This window comes from Bacteroides sp. UBA939 (assembly GCF_002293435.1).
Classification (GTDB): Bacteria; Bacteroidota; Bacteroidia; order Bacteroidales; family Bacteroidaceae; genus Bacteroides.
Genome location: NZ_DBDF01000113.1, coordinates 1 through 19,773, shown reverse-complemented (window position 1 = coordinate 19,773; position 19,773 = coordinate 1). Strand labels below are relative to the sequence as shown.

The window sequence follows — 19,773 nt, the reverse complement described above, 5'->3', positions numbered from 1 at the left end:
TTTTTAATTGCTGCTTATTATATATGATTGCCGGTAGTAGTGTCTGATTTACTACGTAGTAGATGCGCAACTACTTAGTAGTAGTGTCTCAACTACCTACTAGTAGTTACCCAACTACTACGTAGTAATTGCCTAACTACTACGTAGTAGTTGCCTAATTACTACTAAGTAGTTTAGCCAAGCCAGACGCTCAATGACATTATTACCCATATAACACCTTCAGGAGTATGCTGTAGAGATATATGTTGTACGTTTTATTCGCAACATTGTGATATAATTGTCGTTGTTTACATTGTATGCCCCCTAAAGAATAATGTATAAATTGTTGAGCATCTCTCCTGGTAGTTGAGCTACTCTGGTGTGATGAATTATATTCTTCGATACAAAAAAACATGCATCTGGAATCTTGGATGATTTCTGTTATTGTTATATTCTTGAAATAAGTATGGTTATGGGAATATATAATGAAGATAAAAGGCTTTTTTTGAAATACTGGGAGTTTTTATTTCATTCTTTCTGTCTCTAATCTAAAGAGATTTTCGTAATTTTGAGGCCTATATCTAATATATGGGGAAAAAATAGAAATTATATCATTAAATAAAATAATTCCTGTGTGTATGGAAAACAAAATTCAAGAATTGACTGATAAGATTTATCGTGAAGGGGTTGAAAAAGGTAACGCAGAAGCCCAAGCACTTATCATCAATGCTCAAAAAGAAGCCAAGAAAATAATAGAAGATGCTCGCAAAGAAGCGGAAACAATCTTGGCAGCTTCCCATAAGTCTGCTGATGAATTGGCAGAGAATACTAAATCAGAATTGAAACTGTTTGCTGGGCAAGCCGTGAATGCGCTGAAATCTGAAATAGCCACACTTGTGACGAATAAGATTGTTACAACCGATGTGAAAGGATTTGCTGCAAACAAAGATTACTTGAATGCTTTCATTGTTGCATTGGCTTCTAAATGGAGTGTTAATGAACCTATCGTTATATCTACTGCTGATGCTGAAGGTCTGAAGAACTATTTTGCTGTTCAAGCAAAAGCTTTGTTGGATAAAGGTGTAAGAATAGAGCAAGTGAATGGTAATAAAACCTTGTTTACTGTTTCTCCGGCAGATGATTCTTATAAAGTGAACTTTGGCGAAGAAGAATTTATGAATTACTTCAAAGAATTCCTGCGTCCGCAGTTAGTAGAGATGCTGTTCTAAAACTACAGGATATGAGTAAATATTATTACTACTTAGTAGCTGGTTTGCCCGAACTTACTTTGGAAGATAACAAACTGAGCTATACGGTAGCTGATTTTAAAGTTGAACTGTATCCGGAATTGTCTGACACAGATAGAAAATTGATTGATTTATTTTATCTGAAGTTTGATAATACGAATCTTCTGAAACTACTTAAGGATAAGGATGCTGTCATTGATTCGCGTGGTATTTATTCTGCAAAAGAACTGACAGAGTTTATCTCATTGCTGAAAGAAGGTGATGAAGTGGCTGATGCTGTATTTCCATCCTATCTCTCTATTTTTATTTCCGAATATTTCAGTGCTCAGGTTGAAGATGAATTTCTGCATGAAGACCGTTTGGCCGCACTTTATTATGAATATGCAATGAAGTGTAAGAGCCGGTTCGTGTCTTCCTGGTATGAGTTCAACCTGACGGTAAATAATGTGCTGGTAGCATTGACCGCCCGGAAGTTCAAGATGGATATCGCTTCACTGATAGTAGGAGATACGGACGTTTGTGAAGCTCTGCGTACATCGGGCGCCCGCGATTTCGGATTGACGGGTGAGGTAGGTTTCCTGGATCAGATAGTGAAGATTAGCGAAACGGAAGAATTGGTAGAACGAGAAAAGAGAATAGATCAACTGCGTTGGAATTGGATGGAAGAAGCTACTTTCTTTGACTATTTCACGATTGAACGTCTGTTTGTATTCTTGTTGCAACTGGAGATGATAGAACGGTGGATTTCTTTGGATAAGGAAAAGGGTAATCAATTGTTCCGCAGCATTATAGCATCGCTGAAGGACGAAGTTCAAATACCCGCAGAATTCAGATAAAATAAATAACATAATTATATGGCAACAAAAGGAACTGTTAGTGGCGTTATAGCCAACATGGTAACCCTCGTCGTTGACGGGCCGGTGGCACAGAACGAGATTTGTTACATCTCGACCGGAGGCGACCGATTGATGGCGGAGGTGATTAAAGTAGTAGGTACCTATGTTTATGTACAGGTGTTTGAGAGCACCCGTGGACTGAAAGTAGGTGCTGAAGCCGAATTTACCGGACACATGCTTGAGGTGACGTTAGGTCCGGGTATGCTTTCGAAAAATTATGATGGTCTGCAAAACGACCTTGATAAAATGGATGGCGTATTCCTGAAACGTGGACAATATACCTATCCGCTGGACAAGGAAAGCAAATGGTATTTCGTACCTTTGGTTAATGTGGGAGACAAGGTAGAAGCTGCTAACTGGTTGGGGCAAGTGGATGAAAACTTCCAACCGTTAAAAATCATGGTGCCTTTCACTCAGAAAGGTGTATGTACGGTGAAGTCCATTGCAAACGAAGGTGAATATGGTATTGAAGATATTGTTGCCGTACTTACCGATGAAGAAGGCAATGATGTTCATGTAAATATGATACAGAAATGGCCGGTGAAACGTGCCATGACGAACTACACAGAAAAGCCGCGCCCTTTCAAACTGTTGGAAACCGGTGTACGTGTAATTGATACCGTTAATCCTATCGTGGAAGGTGGTACAGGATTTATTCCCGGCCCGTTTGGAACAGGTAAAACAGTATTGCAACATGCTATTTCGAAACAAGCGGAAGCGGATATTGTAATCATTGCCGCATGTGGCGAGCGTGCTAACGAGGTTGTGGAAATTTTTACGGAGTTTCCCGAATTAGTAGACCCTCATACCGGACGTAAGTTGATGGAGCGTACAATCATCATTGCAAATACTTCGAACATGCCTGTGGCTGCCCGTGAGGCTTCTGTATATACGGCTATGACAATTGCGGAGTATTACCGTAGCATGGGATTGAAAGTACTGCTGATGGCCGATTCAACTTCCCGTTGGGCGCAAGCTCTTCGCGAGATGTCCAACCGTATGGAAGAATTGCCCGGACCTGATGCGTTTCCGATGGATATTTCGGCTATCATCTCTAACTTTTACGGACGTGCCGGATATGTGAAGTTAAGTAACGGTGAGACAGGTTCTATTACCTTTATCGGTACGGTATCTCCTGCCGGCGGTAACCTGAAGGAACCGGTAACGGAGAACACGAAGAAAGTTGCCCGCTGTTTCTATGCTCTTGAACAGGACCGTGCGGATAAAAAACGTTATCCTGCCGTGAATCCGATTGATTCTTATTCCAAGTATATTGAGTATCCTGAATTTGAGGAATATATTGCAAAACGCATCAATGGAGAGTGGATTGGCAAAGTAAACGAAGTTAAGACCCGTTTGCAGCGTGGTAAGGAAATTGCAGAACAGATTAACATTTTGGGTGATGATGGTGTGCCTGTAGAATATCACGTGATTTTCTGGAAGTCAGAACTGATAGACTTCGTAATTCTCCAACAGGATGCTTTTGACGAAATCGATGCTGTAACGCCTATGGAGCGTCAGGAAGCCATTCTGGATATGGTGATTGATATTTGTCATACAGAATTTGAGTTCGATAACTTTAATGATGTAATGGAATACTTCAAGAAAATGATTAATATTTGCAAACAGATGAACTATTCTGAGTTTAAATCGGAACAGTATGAAGAATTCTGTAAACAATTAAAGGAATTGATTGATGAACGTAAAGCCTGATTGGAAACAGACAAGGGCGAATAGTATGATTGTAAATAGTAAATTGTCAAATAGTAAATAGATAGATGGCAACAAAAGCATTTCAAAAGATATATACCAAAATTACTCAGATTACGAAGGCTACCTGTTCGTTGAAGGCAACCGGAGTAGGGTATGATGAGTTGGCGACCGTGAACGGCAAACTTGCTCAAGTAGTGAAGATTGCCGGCGATGATGTGACTTTGCAGGTGTTCGAAGGTACGGAAGGTATTCCGACTAATGCAGAGGTAGTATTTCTGGGCAAATCGCCTACCTTGAAGGTCAGTGAGCAACTTGCCGGACGTTTTTTCAACGCTTTCGGTGATCCTATTGACGGAGGTCCGGCTATTGAAGGTCGGGACGTGGAAATCGGTGGCCCGTCAGTGAATCCGGTACGGCGTAAACAACCGTCGGAACTGATAGCGACAGGTATTGCAGGTATCGACCTGAATAATACACTGGTGTCCGGACAGAAAATACCATTCTTTGCAGACCCTGATCAGCCATTCAACCAAGTAATGGCGAATGTTGCTCTTCGTGCGGAGACCGACAAGATTATCCTGGGAGGTATGGGTATGACGAACGATGACTACCTGTATTTTAAGAATGTATTCTCCAATGCCGGTGCCCTCGACCGTATCGTCAGCTTTATGAATACCACGGAGAATCCTCCGGTGGAGCGTTTGCTGATTCCCGATATGGCATTGACCGCTGCCGAATATTTTGCAGTGAACAATAATGAGAAAGTATTGGTGTTGTTGACTGATATGACGTCTTATGCCGATGCATTGGCCATCGTGTCCAACCGTATGGATCAGATACCTTCCAAGGACTCTATGCCGGGTTCTCTTTACTCGGATTTGGCGAAGATTTACGAAAAGGCGGTACAGTTTCCAAGCGGTGGCTCTATCACGATTATTGCCGTTACAACATTGTCCGGAGGCGATATTACGCACGCCGTGCCTGATAATACGGGATATATCACAGAAGGTCAGCTGTTTCTGCGCCGTGACAGTGATATTGGTAAAGTTATCGTTGACCCGTTCCGTTCATTATCCCGTTTGAAGCAATTGGTTACGGGTAAGAAGACACGTAAAGATCATCCGCAGGTGATGAATGCCTCCGTGCGTTTGTATGCTGATGCCGCCAATGCTAAAACAAAGCAGGAAAACGGTTTTGACCTGACAAATTATGATGAGCGTACCTTGGCTTTTGCTAAAGATTACTCCAGCCGGTTGCTGGCTATTGACGTCAATCTTGATACGACAGAGATGCTCAACGTAGCGTGGGGCTTGTTCGGCAAGTATTTCCGTCCGGAAGAAGTCAATATCAAGAAAGAATTAGTTGATGAATTCTGGCCGGAAGCAACTAACTAATCACTAACAACTAATCATAAAGAAAGTGGCAATAAAGTTTCAATATAATAAAACTTCCCTCCAGCAGTTGGAAAAGCAACTGAAAGTGCGGGTTCGCACGCTGCCTATTATTAAGAATAAGGAGAGTGCGTTACGCATGGAAGTGAAGCGCTGCAAATCAGAGGCTGCCGCGTTGGATGAGAAGTTGGAACAGGAAATCTTAGCTTACGAAACGATGTTCGCCCTTTGGAATGAGTTTGATCCCTCATTGATAAAGGTCAGCGATGTTCATCTCGGTGTGAAGAAGATTGCCGGCGTAAGGGTTCCGTTGCTCGAAAACGTAGATTTTGAAATACGTCCCTACAGCTTGTTCAATGCCCCTAAATGGTACTCGGATGGGGTACATTTACTCAAGACATTGGCGCATACGGCCATCGAGCGGGAGTTTACTGTCGCCAAACTGGGCTTGCTGGAACATGCACGTAAAAAGACTACCCAAAAAGTAAACCTCTTTGAGAAGGTACAGATACCGGGTTATCAGGATGCTCTGCGGAAAATTAAACGCTTCATGGAAGATGAAGAAAATCTTTCCAAATCATCGCAGAAGATCATGAAATCTCATCAAGAGAGCAGGAAGGAGGCAGGAGCATGATTACAAAAATGAAAAAGCTCACGTTCCTTGTATATCATAAGGAGTACGAAGCATTTTTGAACGGAGTGCGCGAACTTGGGGTTGTGCATGTAGCCGAGAAACTGCAAGGCATAGCCGATAATACGGAGTTGCAGGATAGCATCCGTCTTTCCTCGCGTTTGCAGTCAACGTTGAAAATGTTGCAGGGATATGAAGCCAAAGATTCCACACCTGCTTCCGCTGACCGTGGATTGGAGGTGCTGGAAGAAGTAGACCTGTTGCAAAGCGAAAAGGCAAAGTTGCAACAACAGTTGCAGAATTATCAGAAAGAAAGAGCGGCGCTGGAGCCTTGGGGAGATTTTGAACCCGAAAGTCTGGTTCGCTTGCACAATGCCGGTTTGACGGTGAACTTCTACAGTTGTTCGGAAAACATGTATGATGAAGGTTGGGAAGAAGCTTATAATGCATTGATTATTAGCAAAGTCTCGTCCCGTATCTATTTCATTATCATAACTAAGAGCACGGAAGAAATAGATTTGGATGCAGAACAAGTGAAGCTGCCTCCTTATTCATTATCCCGTGTACAAATCCTCTGCCGGGAAGTGGAACAGTCTTTGGCCGACAATGACCAAAAGATGGCACTGCTTGCCGAAAAAGAACAGCCTTCATTGCGTGCCGCTCTAAAAGAAGTGAATACTGATATGGAGTTCTCTAAAGTATTGCTGAATACCGAACGTACGGCAGGAGAAAAGTTAATGTTGCTGCAAGGCTGGGCGCCGGCTTCCAGGGAAAAGGAAATTGCCGCATGGTTGGAACAGCAGAATGTCTACTACGAAATCACCACTCCTACACCGGAAGATAATGTACCTATCCAACTGAACAACAAAGGATTCTTTGCCTGGTTTGAACCGGTATGCAAGCTTTATATGCTTCCGAAGTACAGCGAACTGGATTTAACTCCATTCTTTGCTCCATTTTTCATGGTCTTCTTCGGATTGTGTTTGGGAGATTCCGGGTATGGGTTATTCCTGTTTCTCGGCGCCACGCTTTATCGCCTGTTTGCCAAGAACATCAGTGCAACCATGAAACCGATACTCTCATTGGTACAAGTGCTTGCGGTATCCACTTTCTTCTGTGGAATGCTGACCGGTACATTCTTCGGAGTAAGCCTTTATGACTTGAATATGCCTTTCCTGCAAGAGATGAAGAAGCACCTGTTCATGGATAATAACAATATGTTCCAGCTCTCGTTGATACTCGGCGTGATACAGATTCTTTTCGGTATGGTGTTGAAGGCAGTGAATCAGGCGATACAGTTTGGTTTCAGGTATGCCGTGGCTACAATCGGTTGGATTATACTGTTGGTATCTTGTGGAGTAGGAGCGTTGTTGCCCGGAGTTATGCCGTTGGGCGGTACTGCACATTTGTGTATTCTCGGAGCGGCTGCCGCGATGATATTCCTCTATAATAGCCCCGGTAAGAACATATTCCTCAACATCGGATTAGGTCTGTGGGATTCCTACAACATGGCTACAGGTTTGCTGGGTGATGTTCTTTCCTACGTACGTCTGTTTGCTCTTGGTTTGTCGGGAGGTATCCTTGCGGGAGTATTCAACAGTTTGGCTGTAGGCATGAGTCCGGACAATATTATTTTAGGTCCTATTGTGATGGTGCTGATATTTGTTATCGGACATGCTATCAATATCTTTATGAACGTGTTGGGTGCGATGGTTCACCCCATGCGTCTGACATTTGTGGAGTTCTTTAAGAATTCCGGTTATGAAGGAGGCGGGAAAGAGTATAAGCCTTTTAAAAAATAACAGTATTCTTCATACAAAGCGTATTAAAGAACATAAGCCATTAAAATAGTATTTATAGAATTAAAAATTAAAACAATAAAAAACGTAAGATTATGGAAATGAATTTGTTGATTGCCTATATCGGCATCGCTGTAATGATTGGTTTGTCTGGTATCGGCAGTGCTTATGGAGTAACGATTGCCGGTAATGCTGCTATTGGCGCTCTGAAGAAAAATGACGGTGCATTCGGTAACTTCCTTGTGCTGACCGCACTTCCCGGTACACAGGGTTTGTATGGTTTCGCCGGTTACTTTATGTTCCAAACTATTTTCGGGATTCTTACTCCTGGAATGACTGCGATTCAGGCTGCCGCTATTCTTGGTGCAGGTATTGCGTTGGGATTGGTTGCTTTGTTTTCGGCTATCCGTCAGGGACAAGTATGTGCAAACGGTATCGCAGCTATCGGACAAGGACACAATGTGTTTAGTAATACGTTGATTCTTGCCGTATTCCCGGAACTTTATGCTATTGTTGCTTTGGCTGCTACATTCTTGATTGGCAGCGCATTGGTTGCATAATGTAAAAGAACAATTGCGACGAGGTTAATATACCCCGAAGCAGGTAAATTCATCCCATGAGACGGAATAATTTGTCTCATGGGATGATTTTTTGTTTTATAGGGGCAGAATTATACATCTTGATTGTTTTTATATACGAGATTTATATTATTACAGCAGCGCATATTATAACTATGGGAAGTACCACAGTAGAGGTATAATAATGCCCCATAATATTAGTGTTATAATCGCATAAGAGATTATTCTTATTTTCTTTTTATACAAAAGATACGATGTGAATATCCCAATAATTCCAAGTAAAATATTTGTTATTTTATATTCTTCTTCATTATCATATATTTGATAGGTAACATTCTTACTCTTTATCCATAAGTCATATAATAGAGTTAATGTAAATTAGATTTGTCGTTTATCGCGTATGCGCGTATCTTTGTTGCATGAATCATACCGACCATAAAGATACCCCCCCCAGAGTTTCCGCTCCCTGACCGGCATGAACCATGCCCAGTTTTCCAGTCTGCTTCCTTTCTTCGAGGCGACACATGACGATTATTTGTCTGAACATGAGATGAACGGCAAACGCCGTAGCAACCGTCGCAGTTTCTGTATTTACAAGAACAGCCCTCTTCCTGATGTGACAGAGCACCTTTTCTTCATCCTTGTGTATCTGAAGAACAATCCTCTTCAGGAGTACCATGCCGCCAGCTTTGGCATGGGTCAGAAGCATTGCAACACTTTTGTTCATTGCCTGACCCACATCCTTCATCTGAGCCTTGAGACAATGGGGCTTATGCCGGCACAGACCGACAAGGAACTTTTTCAACGCCTTTGTGAACTCTCGAGGGAGGGTTCTGAGCCTGTATTGTTCCATGACGGTACCGAGAGGGAAATTCCCCGTCCGGTAGACTGTGATGAACAGAAAGAGAAATACAGCGGGAAGAAGAAACGCCATACGGTCAAGAATGCCGTCATAACCACCGTTTCCTGCCTGATCCTCTTCGTGAGCCAGACCGTTTCCGGAAAAATGCACGATAAGAAGATGGCCGATAATATGTATTCCTTTCCTGTTCCCTGCACCTTGTATCAGGATACCGGATATCAGGGGTACGCCCCTGAAGGGGTAACAATCATACAGCCTGTCAAGAAAAGCAAGGGAAAGGAACTCTCTGCCCGGCAAAAGGACTTCAACACGGAAGTCTCCCGCATTAGGGTACGTGTGGAACATACCATTGGCAGTGCCAAGGTAATGAGAATAGTCAAAGACGAATGTCGTCTCAGAGCCAACTCGTTTGTGGAACGTATATTTGCTACATGTGCTGCTTAGCATAATCTGAGAATTAAAATCAAGCCATGGGCATACAAAAACTAATTTACGTAAACTCTAAAGTTTTTGCAATTCAATTACTTTCGACTATAACTCATATTTCATGATGCAAAGTTCGCCTTTTTTAGATATTTTGCAAATCAATTATTTTGAGTATAACAAAGGAAGATAACCATAGGCTAATGATTGTTATGATACCCACAGCGATATTTTTTTTTCAATTATCCATTTGCCATTAATTTTACAGATGCAAATAATTAGTCCTTCGCCACAAAGTCGTCCACAAGTATAGGAACTATATAAAAGCCCAAATTGATTGGTGGTATCGAAATATATCCTCGAAATTTCCAGTACTCCTGAAAAAAGAAAATCATAGTTTTCTATTTCCCAGATTTTAACTCCTTTGGGAAATTCTGAATAGTATTTTAATGTGAGCCGCTCTCTCTTTCCTATTTTAGATAAATTTAGCGGGAGACTCACAATTGAATAATTCTTCATAGCATTCAATGCCTCAACATATCCTTGTTCTGGTAATTGACTTTTGATGTATTTCATATCCAAATCTTCGTTATGGCAAGGGAATAAGGTATCAACAACAGCAATAACAAAAGTGGTATCTCTCATTTTTCGGTTTTTGTTCTCAATCTCAGCATTTTCCTTTTTATATCCAACAGTATCGTACCCTATAATATTATTATTGTCATCAAAAATTAGCATTTCAGGAGGTGGTGGGATTTCAAATTGACTTAAAACTCCCATTTCCTCAATTAGACTATCAAAAATTTCAGTAAGCACTTTCATCTCATAGTCAACATTATTATTGACTTTGCATGATTGCCCACCAATCAATAATATTATTGCAATAAAATACTTTCTCATAATTAATTATTTAAAAATCCATAAATCAATTTCAAGGTCGCATCATTCGACTTTACAATTCTTTGTGACTTGTAATATTGCTGCATAATAGGTAGCCCAATCCTTTCCATAGCTTTATTTACATTTCTTTCCTGCCAATGTTGTGTGTATCCTCTTGAACGATTCATTTTTCTTAATGCAGGATAAGCATTTGAATTATTCACAACTTTGTCATCAATAAAATCAGCGGAGAATTGGTCGGCATGAATTGCTATCTCGTGAACAAAAGTATCTAATAGATCGCCAATATCGGAAGACTTGGCTACTCCTACTTGAATATTCATATTTTTTTCATCCAAAGTAAAAGATGTAGTACCTGAAGAAATTGATCTAGAAACTTTTGTTCCAAACGATATATTGATACCTTCTTTATGAAAATTTCCATTTTTCTTAAAAGTAACACCTGCTATTGTTTGCCCTTTTGCCGCATAATTTGCCAATAATGCCTTCCCTTCTTTTGTACTTGCAAGAAATTCAAAAGTTTTCACCTGATTTTGGTTTATTAGATTACCTTGTTTATCTCTTGCATAAAGATCTACAACACTTATGCTATCCCCTTTTAAATCAATATACCTCAATGGGTTGTTTGCCACATATGCATACGGACTAATTGAATAATACTTCTCTGCCAATGGATCCATCGTCGAAAAACTCCAATCATCTTTCCATCTTGCCTCGAAGTCATACCAGTTCAGCCCCTTCTGCGTATCCAGTTCCTTGTTGCCGAACTTGTACGGCTGCGATGAAGTCTGCGTCCCTTCTGCGAAAGACATCCCATAAGGGTAATAGTGGTTAGTCTGAACTATCGTCCCGCTCCCTTTGGCAACCACCCGGTTGTTACCCAAATGGTCGGTCAGGTAGAAGTAGTACGTTCCGCCCTCGAAGTAACCGCCTTCGATGAGGATGCGCTTCAACGCATTGTTCTCATAAATCATGTTCCCGCAATAATCCGTCTTCTTCCCACTGATACTTGCGGTTAGCTTCCGCCGTCAACGGCGCATACCCTCATCTCTACTTTTTACAAATACAATAATCCCCATATACTACAAGATATTAATCCCCCTACCAAAAACAGCCATTGTGCTGTTTTAGAGATCTTCATTATGCCTGCAAATGAAGAATTCCATATCTTTATTTCCAAATATATAAATATGCTCAAAGATAAGATTCCTAAAAAAGAGCTAACTCCCCAATTTGACAGGCGCATAAACCATAATTCCATTATCACTACAAACCATAACGTCATCAATAACATTTGCGTCAATCCCCAATGAAGTTTTCTATTTATCCAGAAACTAAGTCCTGCAGTTGTCAGTAATGAATATAAAAAGAAGTTTTTGTAACACGACTCCTTGTATTTGAATAAGTCCACAATCCCTCCAAACTTTTCATCAACTTCTTGTGTGGTAGGTAAACGTATATAATCGTCCACTTCCCTCAATAGTAAGAATAGCCCTAAGACTAATTCTATGAATGCAATCACTTTCAGAATATTCATAAGTCGATTGTTCATGATTTATTTCCTCCCAATTTTTTTTCCAATTTAATAAAAAATGTACTGGATATGGTTCACCAGTTATAACATCATGAGCATAAAAGCAAATGTTCTTATAGTCTCAATATTAAACTTCTTTTTCTTCTTATCCTTTCTTAAAATGGTTATTATCAAATTAGTTGGTGTTAACATTGAATTCTCTCCTTCCTCTTTTATCTCCTCGAATTTACTATCAAGCACCATGGACAATATGGGGTCTCCCATGCCACCGTCACTCACCAAAGAATCTACTACTACTATTCCCTTTTTTATACTTTTTGCGGCACTGTATTCCCTGATGGTTGCGTTTTGAGACTCATAAATGGTACAAGAATATCCTCCTGTCATACCACCACCATATTCCAGTATTATAATTGAATCATTATCCACTATTTGGTCAGAGAAAGTTTTAAGCATCAACTTGCGGCTTTTATAGAAATAATCCGGTTCCCAAGGTTTATAAGGCATTGATTTTTTCATCATTTTCTCTATTTTCCGCACAGGTAAACTTTTGCATTGAATCATCAATAAAGCAAGTAGCAGACTCAAAAAAATAGTTTTCTTCATAATTTCAATATTTAATTGGAACAACTCCAGGGACAGAATGCCCGTTATAAGTTTCCACTTTTGAAAAAAGCAATCAGGAACTAATACTTTTTTTGATTACTTATAACGCTTATAAACTTCCTTATAACTTGATTTATAAAGTAGGATAGTACTATAGTCCGTAATATTAATCAAACTGTCATTTCTGATAAGATACTGTTGTGGAATGGATGAAATAGTTAGATCTTCCGGAATATACATATCCAATTCATTATTTTCTTTGGAATATTCATACTTAGCCAAGAAAAACAATGTATCATTACTGATATTCCATTGTCCAATAGTGCTTAGATAAATACCGGGGGCATATATCTCATACACTTGCGGTTGTGTCTTTAAAAATATATACGTAGGTAAAATATTACCCCCTCCCTCGCTTTTATAGACAGCTACATAAGGAGAAAGTGTCATTTTTGGGGTATTACAAGATAATAGTAATACACATGCGAAAATAGTAACTAAATTTTTCATGGTATTATACGCATTTTGTATGTTATTCCGTTTACTCTGAATATTGAACGAGTATTATTCGCATACTTTTGAAGTGCGGTTGGATTATTTAATATAACAGCCGGTATTTTTGTAGCATCCATAGGTGTTGCCTGTATTGTACCATAGTGAGGGTCTGAAGCGATAGAAGAAGCCGAACGAGATTGACCACCAAAAAGTGTACCTCTTGCGTAAGCTTCTACCTCATCTGATTGGTCATAAAATGGAGAACCGTCTTTCATATATCCGGTGCTAAAAGCTCCCGTCTCAAATTGATAGGCTATGCAAGAAGCCTCATCAGGGAAACATTGCATGAAATTCAGTATGTTCATAATGTAGTGCTCGTTTGATTTTACACCACAAATATATTGAATATCAGCAATATACGAAAATATATATGTAAATAAATTCATTCGCGTAATGTTAATTATGCGTTAAGCTTTTAACGGACAGTATGCGGTTAATCATTATAATTAATTAACGAGTATGACTAAAGTGATTATTTGTATTTTATTTACTCATCTGATTTTCATGTGCTCTAACCAAACATTTGGCACGCCCAGATAATAGTCTCTAATTCTATCTTCAACATGATTGTAATCCCAAACAGCCGCTCGCTCCAATCCAACTACTTTATCTCTTGTTGTTGGTATTATTTCACCTGTATTAGGGTTGTAAAGTTCAAAAAGTTCCGGATGAAATATATCTTGAATAAATTCCATGGGTAGTACTAACAGGCTTTCGCGTATTGGCAATTTACCAACTTTCAGCCATCTACCCTGAATGATAACAATTTTGTAAACGGCTACAATAAAAAGAATTCCGGCATCATCCAGAGCTTCAAGATTAATCAATTTATCTTTTGTTTTATAATCAAAAAAAGCATAGCCACGCCCTTTATTCAAAATTTGAGCATATACATAATATTGATTTTCAATACTAATTTCTAAAATTGCTCCTTCTGTTATTCTTTGTCTTACCATAATTAATTTCCTCCAAATTCTTTTTTAGCTGCTTCCATGTATATTTGGCAGAAAATTAGTTATCATTTATTACTTCCATCATAATTGTAATCTTCCAAAGTCCATCCTATTATGCATTCATTTATGAAATCAGCTAAACAGTTGTGGGTTATTTCCGGATAATCGGACTCTGTATATTCATAATTAGAGCACCAGAAAACAATATTGTTTGAAAGTCCATTTTTTGTTTTCACACTTGTATCAAAACAATAGAAATTACCTCTACCATCAGGACTAAATGGAACTAAATACTTATACTGCGGAATTATTACTTCAAAATGTTCATACCGATAAACTTCCACTAAATCATATCCATGAGAAGCCCAAGTGATACCAAGCACTTCATCCCCCATTAAACTAAATCCGTTTGTCTTATTTAGTAAATATTTATAGTCAGCAGGTAATTCTATCTGATATTTAGTTTCAAACCGTTGGATGAATTCTACATCCACAGGCGATCTCATATCTACTAACTTATCTGAGAATTTCATCAATTCCTTGATTATTTCATCAATTTCCAATTTCATTTCACCATTCATATTCCTTTTTCCAATATTCTTTTTTTGCTTTATCAAATTCACGTCTATCAATTTGGCTTGCTTTTCCTGCATTAGGATGGTTTTGCTTGTAATTACCTTTACCCCTATGATCATCTGCATGCATCTCCTTAAAGGGGCCATTTGGTTTTTGTCCTTCATGATGGATTTCAACAGGTTTACCATCTTTTTTAAATGTGGGTGCATTTCCTGATTGTGATGGTGGGTCTAATAAATTCCTATCTATTTTGTTTTCAGCAGGTATTTCTATCTTTAATCCATCTTTAACGTTATCAACTGCTTTCCCCGCATCTACCGCATTATCCACCTTATTCCCAGTGCTTACCACATCCACAATATCATCAGCCGCACGTAATGCCTTGATACCTGCGCTTACACCGCCAGGAACAAATGGTGCTGCTACTGCAAAGGCATCCGCTACTACACCCAGTCCGTCAACTATTGCCGATCCGATATTGCCGGCTTTGATATTATCCACCAGGCTTTTTACCCCCATGCCAAGACTGATAGCATCCCAAATGCTTTCAACAGCTTTTCCGCTTGGGTCTACAAATTTCATGGGATTATTCATGCAATAGGCATACGGACTAATTGAATAATACTTCTCCGCCAGCGGATCAGGCATTATAAAGCCTGGAACCACCGGATCCTGCATCCTCGCTGTGAAGTCATACATATTCAGCCCCTTCTGCGTATCCAGTTCCTTGTTGCCGAACTTGTACGGCTGTGAGGAAGTCTGCGTCCCTTCGGTGAACAACATTCCATAAGGGTAATAGTGGTTAGTCTGCACTATCGTCCCGCTCCCCTTGGCAACCACCCGGTTGTTGCCCAAGTGGTCGGTCAGGTAGAAGTGGTATGTATCATTGGTGGTGCTTCCGCTTCCAATCTCAATGTAACCGCCTTCAATGAGTATACGCTTCAACGTACTGTTTTCATAGATCATGTTCCCGGCGTAATCCGTCTTCTTTCCGCTGATAGTTGCGGTCAGCTTCCGCCCGTCGACCGCATACACGTACGTATTCGTTGCCGAACCGGAAGAATTGGATATTGCGAGTGAACAGGGCAAATTTAGCAAATTATATGATATGTTGCTTATTCCCTTATTTAAATCTTTTATCAGATTGCCGTTCCTGTTGTAATAGTATTCACGGGCGGTATTGGAACCATTTTTAAAATCCATTGAAGCGGATAAACTAACACTCGCTCCCGAGTCTTCAACTTTCATAAGCTGGTTGCCCGCGTAATTCATCGTCAGGTTGTCGATGATGCCGTAGGTCGAGGTGCCGGTATTCCCCCTGCGCGTCAAGCCGGTCATGTTGCCGTGCTTGTCATACGTGTATGTGGTATTGAAATTACTGCTCACGCTTCCGTTTTCCAGATAGCCTGCTGCTGTAAGCCGGGAGAGGTTGTCGTAAGTAAATCGGTATCCCCTGGTCTTGCTCTCGTTGGAGAGTTTCCAGCTCATGGCGGAGATGTTCCCGTTGTACCGGGGCGTGTTGCTGCCGTAAGCGTCGTTGTAATACAGCGTTTGGGTGAACAGGGTGGAAGAGATCGACTTCATCCAGGAACGGACATTGTAAACGTAAGTACTCTTCAAGGATGCATTCCCGTTACGCTGGGTGGTTGCCAGGCGTCCGAGTTCATCGTACGTATTGGCGGCGAGGGTTACTTCATCGCCTGTGTTCAGCTTGTGCTTCACGCTCGTAAGCCGCCCGGCATCGTCGTAGGCGTATGTATAGATTTCCGTCTGCGTCGTCCCCGCAGCCACGTGTACATGTTTGCGCTTGGTAGCCTGCCCGGTGAAGTTATAGGCGAAGTATTCCTTTTCGCTGCCGCCTGTAAGGTGGTTGTTGGATTTGGACTGGACAAGCCTTCCCTTGACGTCGTAGTACATTACGGTGTACAGGTAGTTCGTTGTGCTTACCGTACCACCGGTCAACTGCGCCGTCAGCGTACCGGTCAACAAGCCTTTGTTCTTTACCCTGTTGGCGGTGGTGTAATCCGTTCCGTACCAGGTGCCGTAACCGTCTTCGGACGTGTATTTCACCTTTTCATCCGTATTGGGTGGAATATTGTTTTGCCCCAGGAAATTGTAATTATCGTAATAGTTTACGGTGAGTACAGTAGGGGTTGTAAGGTTAAGACCCAAGATGGTGTATCCCTTGTAAGCACTTGTGGTATTGTTTCGGTCGGCTTTTATCACGACGTTCACCAATGGCGATGTGGTCGCCAACGCGTTGTAAGTGTTGGAACAGATTCCTGTCACGCATACGCGTCCGAACACGTCGGGTATGGAGAACGTCCATTCTTTTGGGGATTTCTTGCGCTGCTCGCCGTCCTGGGAGAAGATAAGCCTGTCGGCTTTGTCATATATGTAGTACGTCCAGTCGCCTCCCGGAAGACGCTTAGCCCTGCAGCGGTTACGCTTGTCGTAGATGTACAGGTAGGCGTAGTTGCGCAAAACAACAGAGTTGGCGTTTGTCCAGGAAGCTGTCGTGCTGCCCTTCATGGCGTCCGAGGCGAGCGGGGGAAGGACGGCTGTCCGGTTGCCGTAATCGTCGTATATATAATAGGTGTCGTGCAAGACTTTCGTACTGCTGCTACGCACAACCTGCCGTGTGAGCAATACCTGCCCCAACTTGTCGGTAAACTCGAAAGAAGCGTTACCGTCCTCGTCGGCGGTGCGGGTGACGTAGAGCGAGCCGGTGGGATAATATCCCTGGCGTGTTACGGTCACCAGCGTGTCGGTGGCGCTGACGGTGTTTGAAACTTTGTAGAGCACGCAGTTCAGGGTGTCGTTGCCGGATATGTTGACTGAGAAACTGCTCTTTACCCTGCGTGAGTTATTCTGCCAGGCAGCGCCGGGGTTGTACTGTTCCAGCACGCGGTTCAGTGGGGAAGCCTCGTACACGGGGCGGGAGTAAGGATTCTGGTCGCTGTTCAGCGTTCTTGCCGCCGCCTTTACCGTCTCGGGACTGACGTAAGCCCCGTTACCGGTAGACGTGCCGGGCAGCCAGGTGTTTGATGCCCGTCCGAACGCGTCGTATTCCTGCAATGTCACAAGGTCTTTGCCGGTAGGGGTAATCTTCCGCTGCACGGTCTGCACCGGGCGGCCGAGGCCGTCGAAGTATTGGATGTTATCCAGGTATTTGGTTCCGGTATCGTTGGTATAGGTGCGGGCCAGGATGTAATTCTCCTGGTTGGATATCATGCTGTCATCTACTATGGAAGTCCCGGTTGGCCTGCTGGTCAATATGCCCGCCAGGAATGAATCTGTACTAACCATAGCATTAGCAATGTATTGTCCCGGTTGCAAAATTATGGTCAGGATATTATTGGGGGTGTTAAAAGGAGGCCTGTGTATAAACGTTAATTGTCCGGGACGGAGGTGGTAAATTTCGACAGCGAAACCGGTACCATTTCCCTCCGCCTTAATGGTTACTTCCGACTCCGAGACCAGTTCGAAGGAAAAGGCGATATTTCGGGCACCGGTGACTTGGCGGATACGGTTGGTCTGATAATCCTCATTGGCCGGCAATACTCCCAGCGGATCGGTTACCGCAGGCTGTGCCTGAAGCAACTGGACAACCAGCGTGAGCAATACAATGATATATATATTCCGTTTCATGATATTTAGTCTTTATTAGTATTCAAATCTATCAGTTTTTATAATTATATCCATACTGTTCCACAACTTTTCCGTCATGGTCTTTTATCATTACCAATCGTCCGAAATTATCATACTCGTAAGTGAATTTTTCACCGTTCGGTTTCGTAACGGATGTCACCCCTACCAGCGACCTGTACGTGTAGACGGTTACCATAGCGGCGGACAATGCCGTCCTCAGACCATTGATTAACGTCATATTAGGGGAGGCTTCAGAAGACAGGCTTTCCGGTAACCTGCCACCTAAAGCTGTCTTGACCTGTTCGTAAGTGGCACCCTTAATTTCAGCGACAAGATATTGGCCGTTGTACGACCACAGATAAACCACCTGTTCTGCATTGTCTTTAGAAACATATACGGGATTACCATAAAAATCATACGTATGGTAGGTGATACGGGTTTCAAGCGAGTTGTTTCCGGTAAGAATATTATTCTGCACAAATTTTAAGCCTTCAGCCCTGTAGTTATACTGGATACTTTTCGAGCTGTTGTTATACAGTCTTGTCTTTTTGATTACCGCATCCATAATGTTGTTTTGCACCATCGTGGTGTATGGAGCGGTATTCATATTGAAAGGATAAAGCACAGTTTCTTCAAGCGTCGCCGTATCACTGCCGGATGTTGTGGTTTTGACAGGTGACAGGGATCGGTAGCTTGCATCATAGGCATAAGAAATCGTAGTATTGATGTTTCCGGAAACGGTATATTCCGTAGTACGGGTCTTGCTTGGGAGCAGAAAATATCTGTAACCAATGATGTCATAATATTCCATATTATAAAGGAATTTATCAATGGTGAGATAAGGAGCAAAGTGGTCACCCCAGTTGTGTATTCCCAAATGTATCCAATCATCCCTGAGACTCAGGCGGACACCGCAAGTAACCTGCCCCATGTCTACGGGAAGATATTCGTTGACGGTTTCCTTTTTTAATGAATAACCGTTTTCGGTAAACTCGTAATCCTTCTCCGATGTTAACAACGGGACTAACAATCCTTGATCATAATTGTAATATGGCGACCAAAACCTATACAGATTCTGAACAAATTTGTCCGGCAAAGGAAGAGGGAAGGTTTGTCTGATCCGATGGCTCTTCCGATATTGACTGACTTTCTTTCCCTGATTGCTTTGGGTCGTACCGATATATTCCGTCACCGTATCGTAGAATACGGGACAGTCTCCCCACCCTGTGATTGAATACAATGGTACACTGGTGGAATATTCCCATATCGGAGAACCTATTTCCGGAGAAGTAAATCCACAACCTACACAATGAGCAGTGTAGTACCTAGTTTGTTTGTATCGATACATGTCACTCTGTATCATCTGGTTGACAGAACCGCTGTATTCATACGTCTTGATGGTCTCAGCTCCGTCTGTCCTTGATCTGATCCGCTTTATGCGTAGTCCGCCCACGATGGACATCGTGGTTCTATAATCGT

18 protein-coding genes are annotated in these 19,773 nt (G+C 41.7%); 8 read left to right on the top strand and 10 right to left on the bottom strand.

Annotated elements, in window-relative coordinates; all coding sequences use genetic code 11:
- Positions 1–617: 617 nt before the first annotated feature.
- The 8 genes from B2Z67_RS07640 (at position 618) to B2Z67_RS07605 (ending at position 9,540) form a co-directional block, all read left to right on the top strand.
- Positions 618–1,208, top strand: coding sequence for a hypothetical protein (locus B2Z67_RS07640; RefSeq protein ID WP_291529228.1), 591 nt, complete (start codon positions 618–620; stop codon positions 1,206–1,208).
- An 11-nt stretch (positions 1,209–1,219) separates the two neighbouring features.
- Positions 1,220–2,062, top strand: a complete 843-nt coding sequence (locus B2Z67_RS07635; protein WP_291529227.1) for a DUF2764 family protein — start codon at positions 1,220–1,222, stop codon at positions 2,060–2,062.
- 18 nt (positions 2,063–2,080) lie between these two features.
- A complete protein-coding gene (locus B2Z67_RS07630) occupies positions 2,081–3,835 on the top strand; it encodes a V-type ATP synthase subunit A (RefSeq protein WP_291529226.1) in 1,755 nt (584 codons plus the stop codon).
- Between the two features lie 65 nt (positions 3,836–3,900).
- Positions 3,901–5,229, top strand: a complete 1,329-nt coding sequence (locus tag B2Z67_RS07625; protein WP_291529225.1) for a V-type ATP synthase subunit B — start codon at positions 3,901–3,903, stop codon at positions 5,227–5,229.
- A 25-nt stretch (positions 5,230–5,254) separates the two neighbouring features.
- Positions 5,255–5,860 (top strand): V-type ATP synthase subunit D, encoded by a 606-nt coding sequence (locus tag B2Z67_RS07620; protein ID WP_291529224.1) that lies wholly within the window; start codon positions 5,255–5,257, stop codon positions 5,858–5,860.
- Positions 5,857–7,659 (top strand): V-type ATP synthase subunit I, encoded by a 1,803-nt coding sequence (locus B2Z67_RS07615; RefSeq protein WP_291529223.1) that lies wholly within the window; start codon positions 5,857–5,859, stop codon positions 7,657–7,659. The genes B2Z67_RS07620 and B2Z67_RS07615 overlap by 4 nt, the downstream gene beginning before the upstream one ends.
- A gap of 92 nt (positions 7,660–7,751) precedes the next feature.
- Positions 7,752–8,216 (top strand): V-type ATP synthase subunit K, encoded by a 465-nt coding sequence (locus tag B2Z67_RS07610; RefSeq protein WP_291529222.1) that lies wholly within the window; start codon positions 7,752–7,754, stop codon positions 8,214–8,216.
- Between the two features lie 493 nt (positions 8,217–8,709).
- Positions 8,710–9,540 carry a transposase family protein gene (locus tag B2Z67_RS07605; RefSeq protein ID WP_291529221.1) on the top strand — a complete coding sequence of 277 codons (831 nt, stop codon included), beginning with the start codon at positions 8,710–8,712 and terminating at the stop codon, positions 9,538–9,540.
- A gap of 189 nt (positions 9,541–9,729) precedes the next feature.
- Here B2Z67_RS07605 and B2Z67_RS07600 read toward each other — a convergent pair whose 3' ends face one another.
- From B2Z67_RS07600 to B2Z67_RS07555, 10 genes are all read right to left on the bottom strand, one after another.
- Positions 9,730–10,419 (bottom strand): hypothetical protein, encoded by a 690-nt coding sequence (locus B2Z67_RS07600; RefSeq protein ID WP_291529220.1) that lies wholly within the window; start codon positions 10,417–10,419, stop codon positions 9,730–9,732.
- 2 nt (positions 10,420–10,421) lie between these two features.
- Entirely contained in the window at positions 10,422–11,393 is a 972-nt protein-coding gene (locus tag B2Z67_RS07595) for an RHS repeat domain-containing protein (RefSeq protein WP_291529219.1), read from the bottom strand.
- An 83-nt stretch (positions 11,394–11,476) separates the two neighbouring features.
- Entirely contained in the window at positions 11,477–11,956 is a 480-nt protein-coding gene (locus tag B2Z67_RS07590) for a hypothetical protein (protein WP_291529218.1), read from the bottom strand.
- A gap of 78 nt (positions 11,957–12,034) precedes the next feature.
- Positions 12,035–12,559 (bottom strand): hypothetical protein, encoded by a 525-nt coding sequence (locus tag B2Z67_RS07585; protein WP_291529217.1) that lies wholly within the window; start codon positions 12,557–12,559, stop codon positions 12,035–12,037.
- A 96-nt stretch (positions 12,560–12,655) separates the two neighbouring features.
- Entirely contained in the window at positions 12,656–13,069 is a 414-nt protein-coding gene (locus B2Z67_RS07580) for a hypothetical protein (RefSeq protein WP_291529216.1), read from the bottom strand.
- Positions 13,066–13,500, bottom strand: a complete 435-nt coding sequence (locus B2Z67_RS07575; RefSeq protein WP_291529215.1) for a hypothetical protein — start codon at positions 13,498–13,500, stop codon at positions 13,066–13,068. The genes B2Z67_RS07580 and B2Z67_RS07575 overlap by 4 nt, the downstream gene beginning before the upstream one ends.
- A gap of 105 nt (positions 13,501–13,605) precedes the next feature.
- Complete coding sequence (locus B2Z67_RS07570; RefSeq protein ID WP_291529214.1) at positions 13,606–14,070, bottom strand: Imm26 family immunity protein; 465 nt, start codon at positions 14,068–14,070, stop codon at positions 13,606–13,608.
- Positions 14,071–14,132: 62 nt separating this feature from the next.
- Positions 14,133–14,636: an SMI1/KNR4 family protein gene (locus B2Z67_RS07565; protein WP_291529213.1), complete on the bottom strand. Its 504-nt coding sequence runs from the start codon at positions 14,634–14,636 to the stop codon at positions 14,133–14,135.
- A gap of 1 nt (position 14,637) precedes the next feature.
- The gene (locus tag B2Z67_RS07560) at positions 14,638–18,294 is read right to left on the bottom strand and encodes a DUF6443 domain-containing protein (RefSeq protein ID WP_291529212.1); all 3,657 of its coding nucleotides are present in this window, start codon (positions 18,292–18,294) and stop codon (positions 14,638–14,640) included.
- 31 nt (positions 18,295–18,325) lie between these two features.
- A partial coding sequence (locus tag B2Z67_RS07555; RefSeq protein ID WP_291529211.1) for an RHS repeat domain-containing protein occupies positions 18,326–19,773 on the bottom strand: 1,448 nt, incomplete at its 5' end.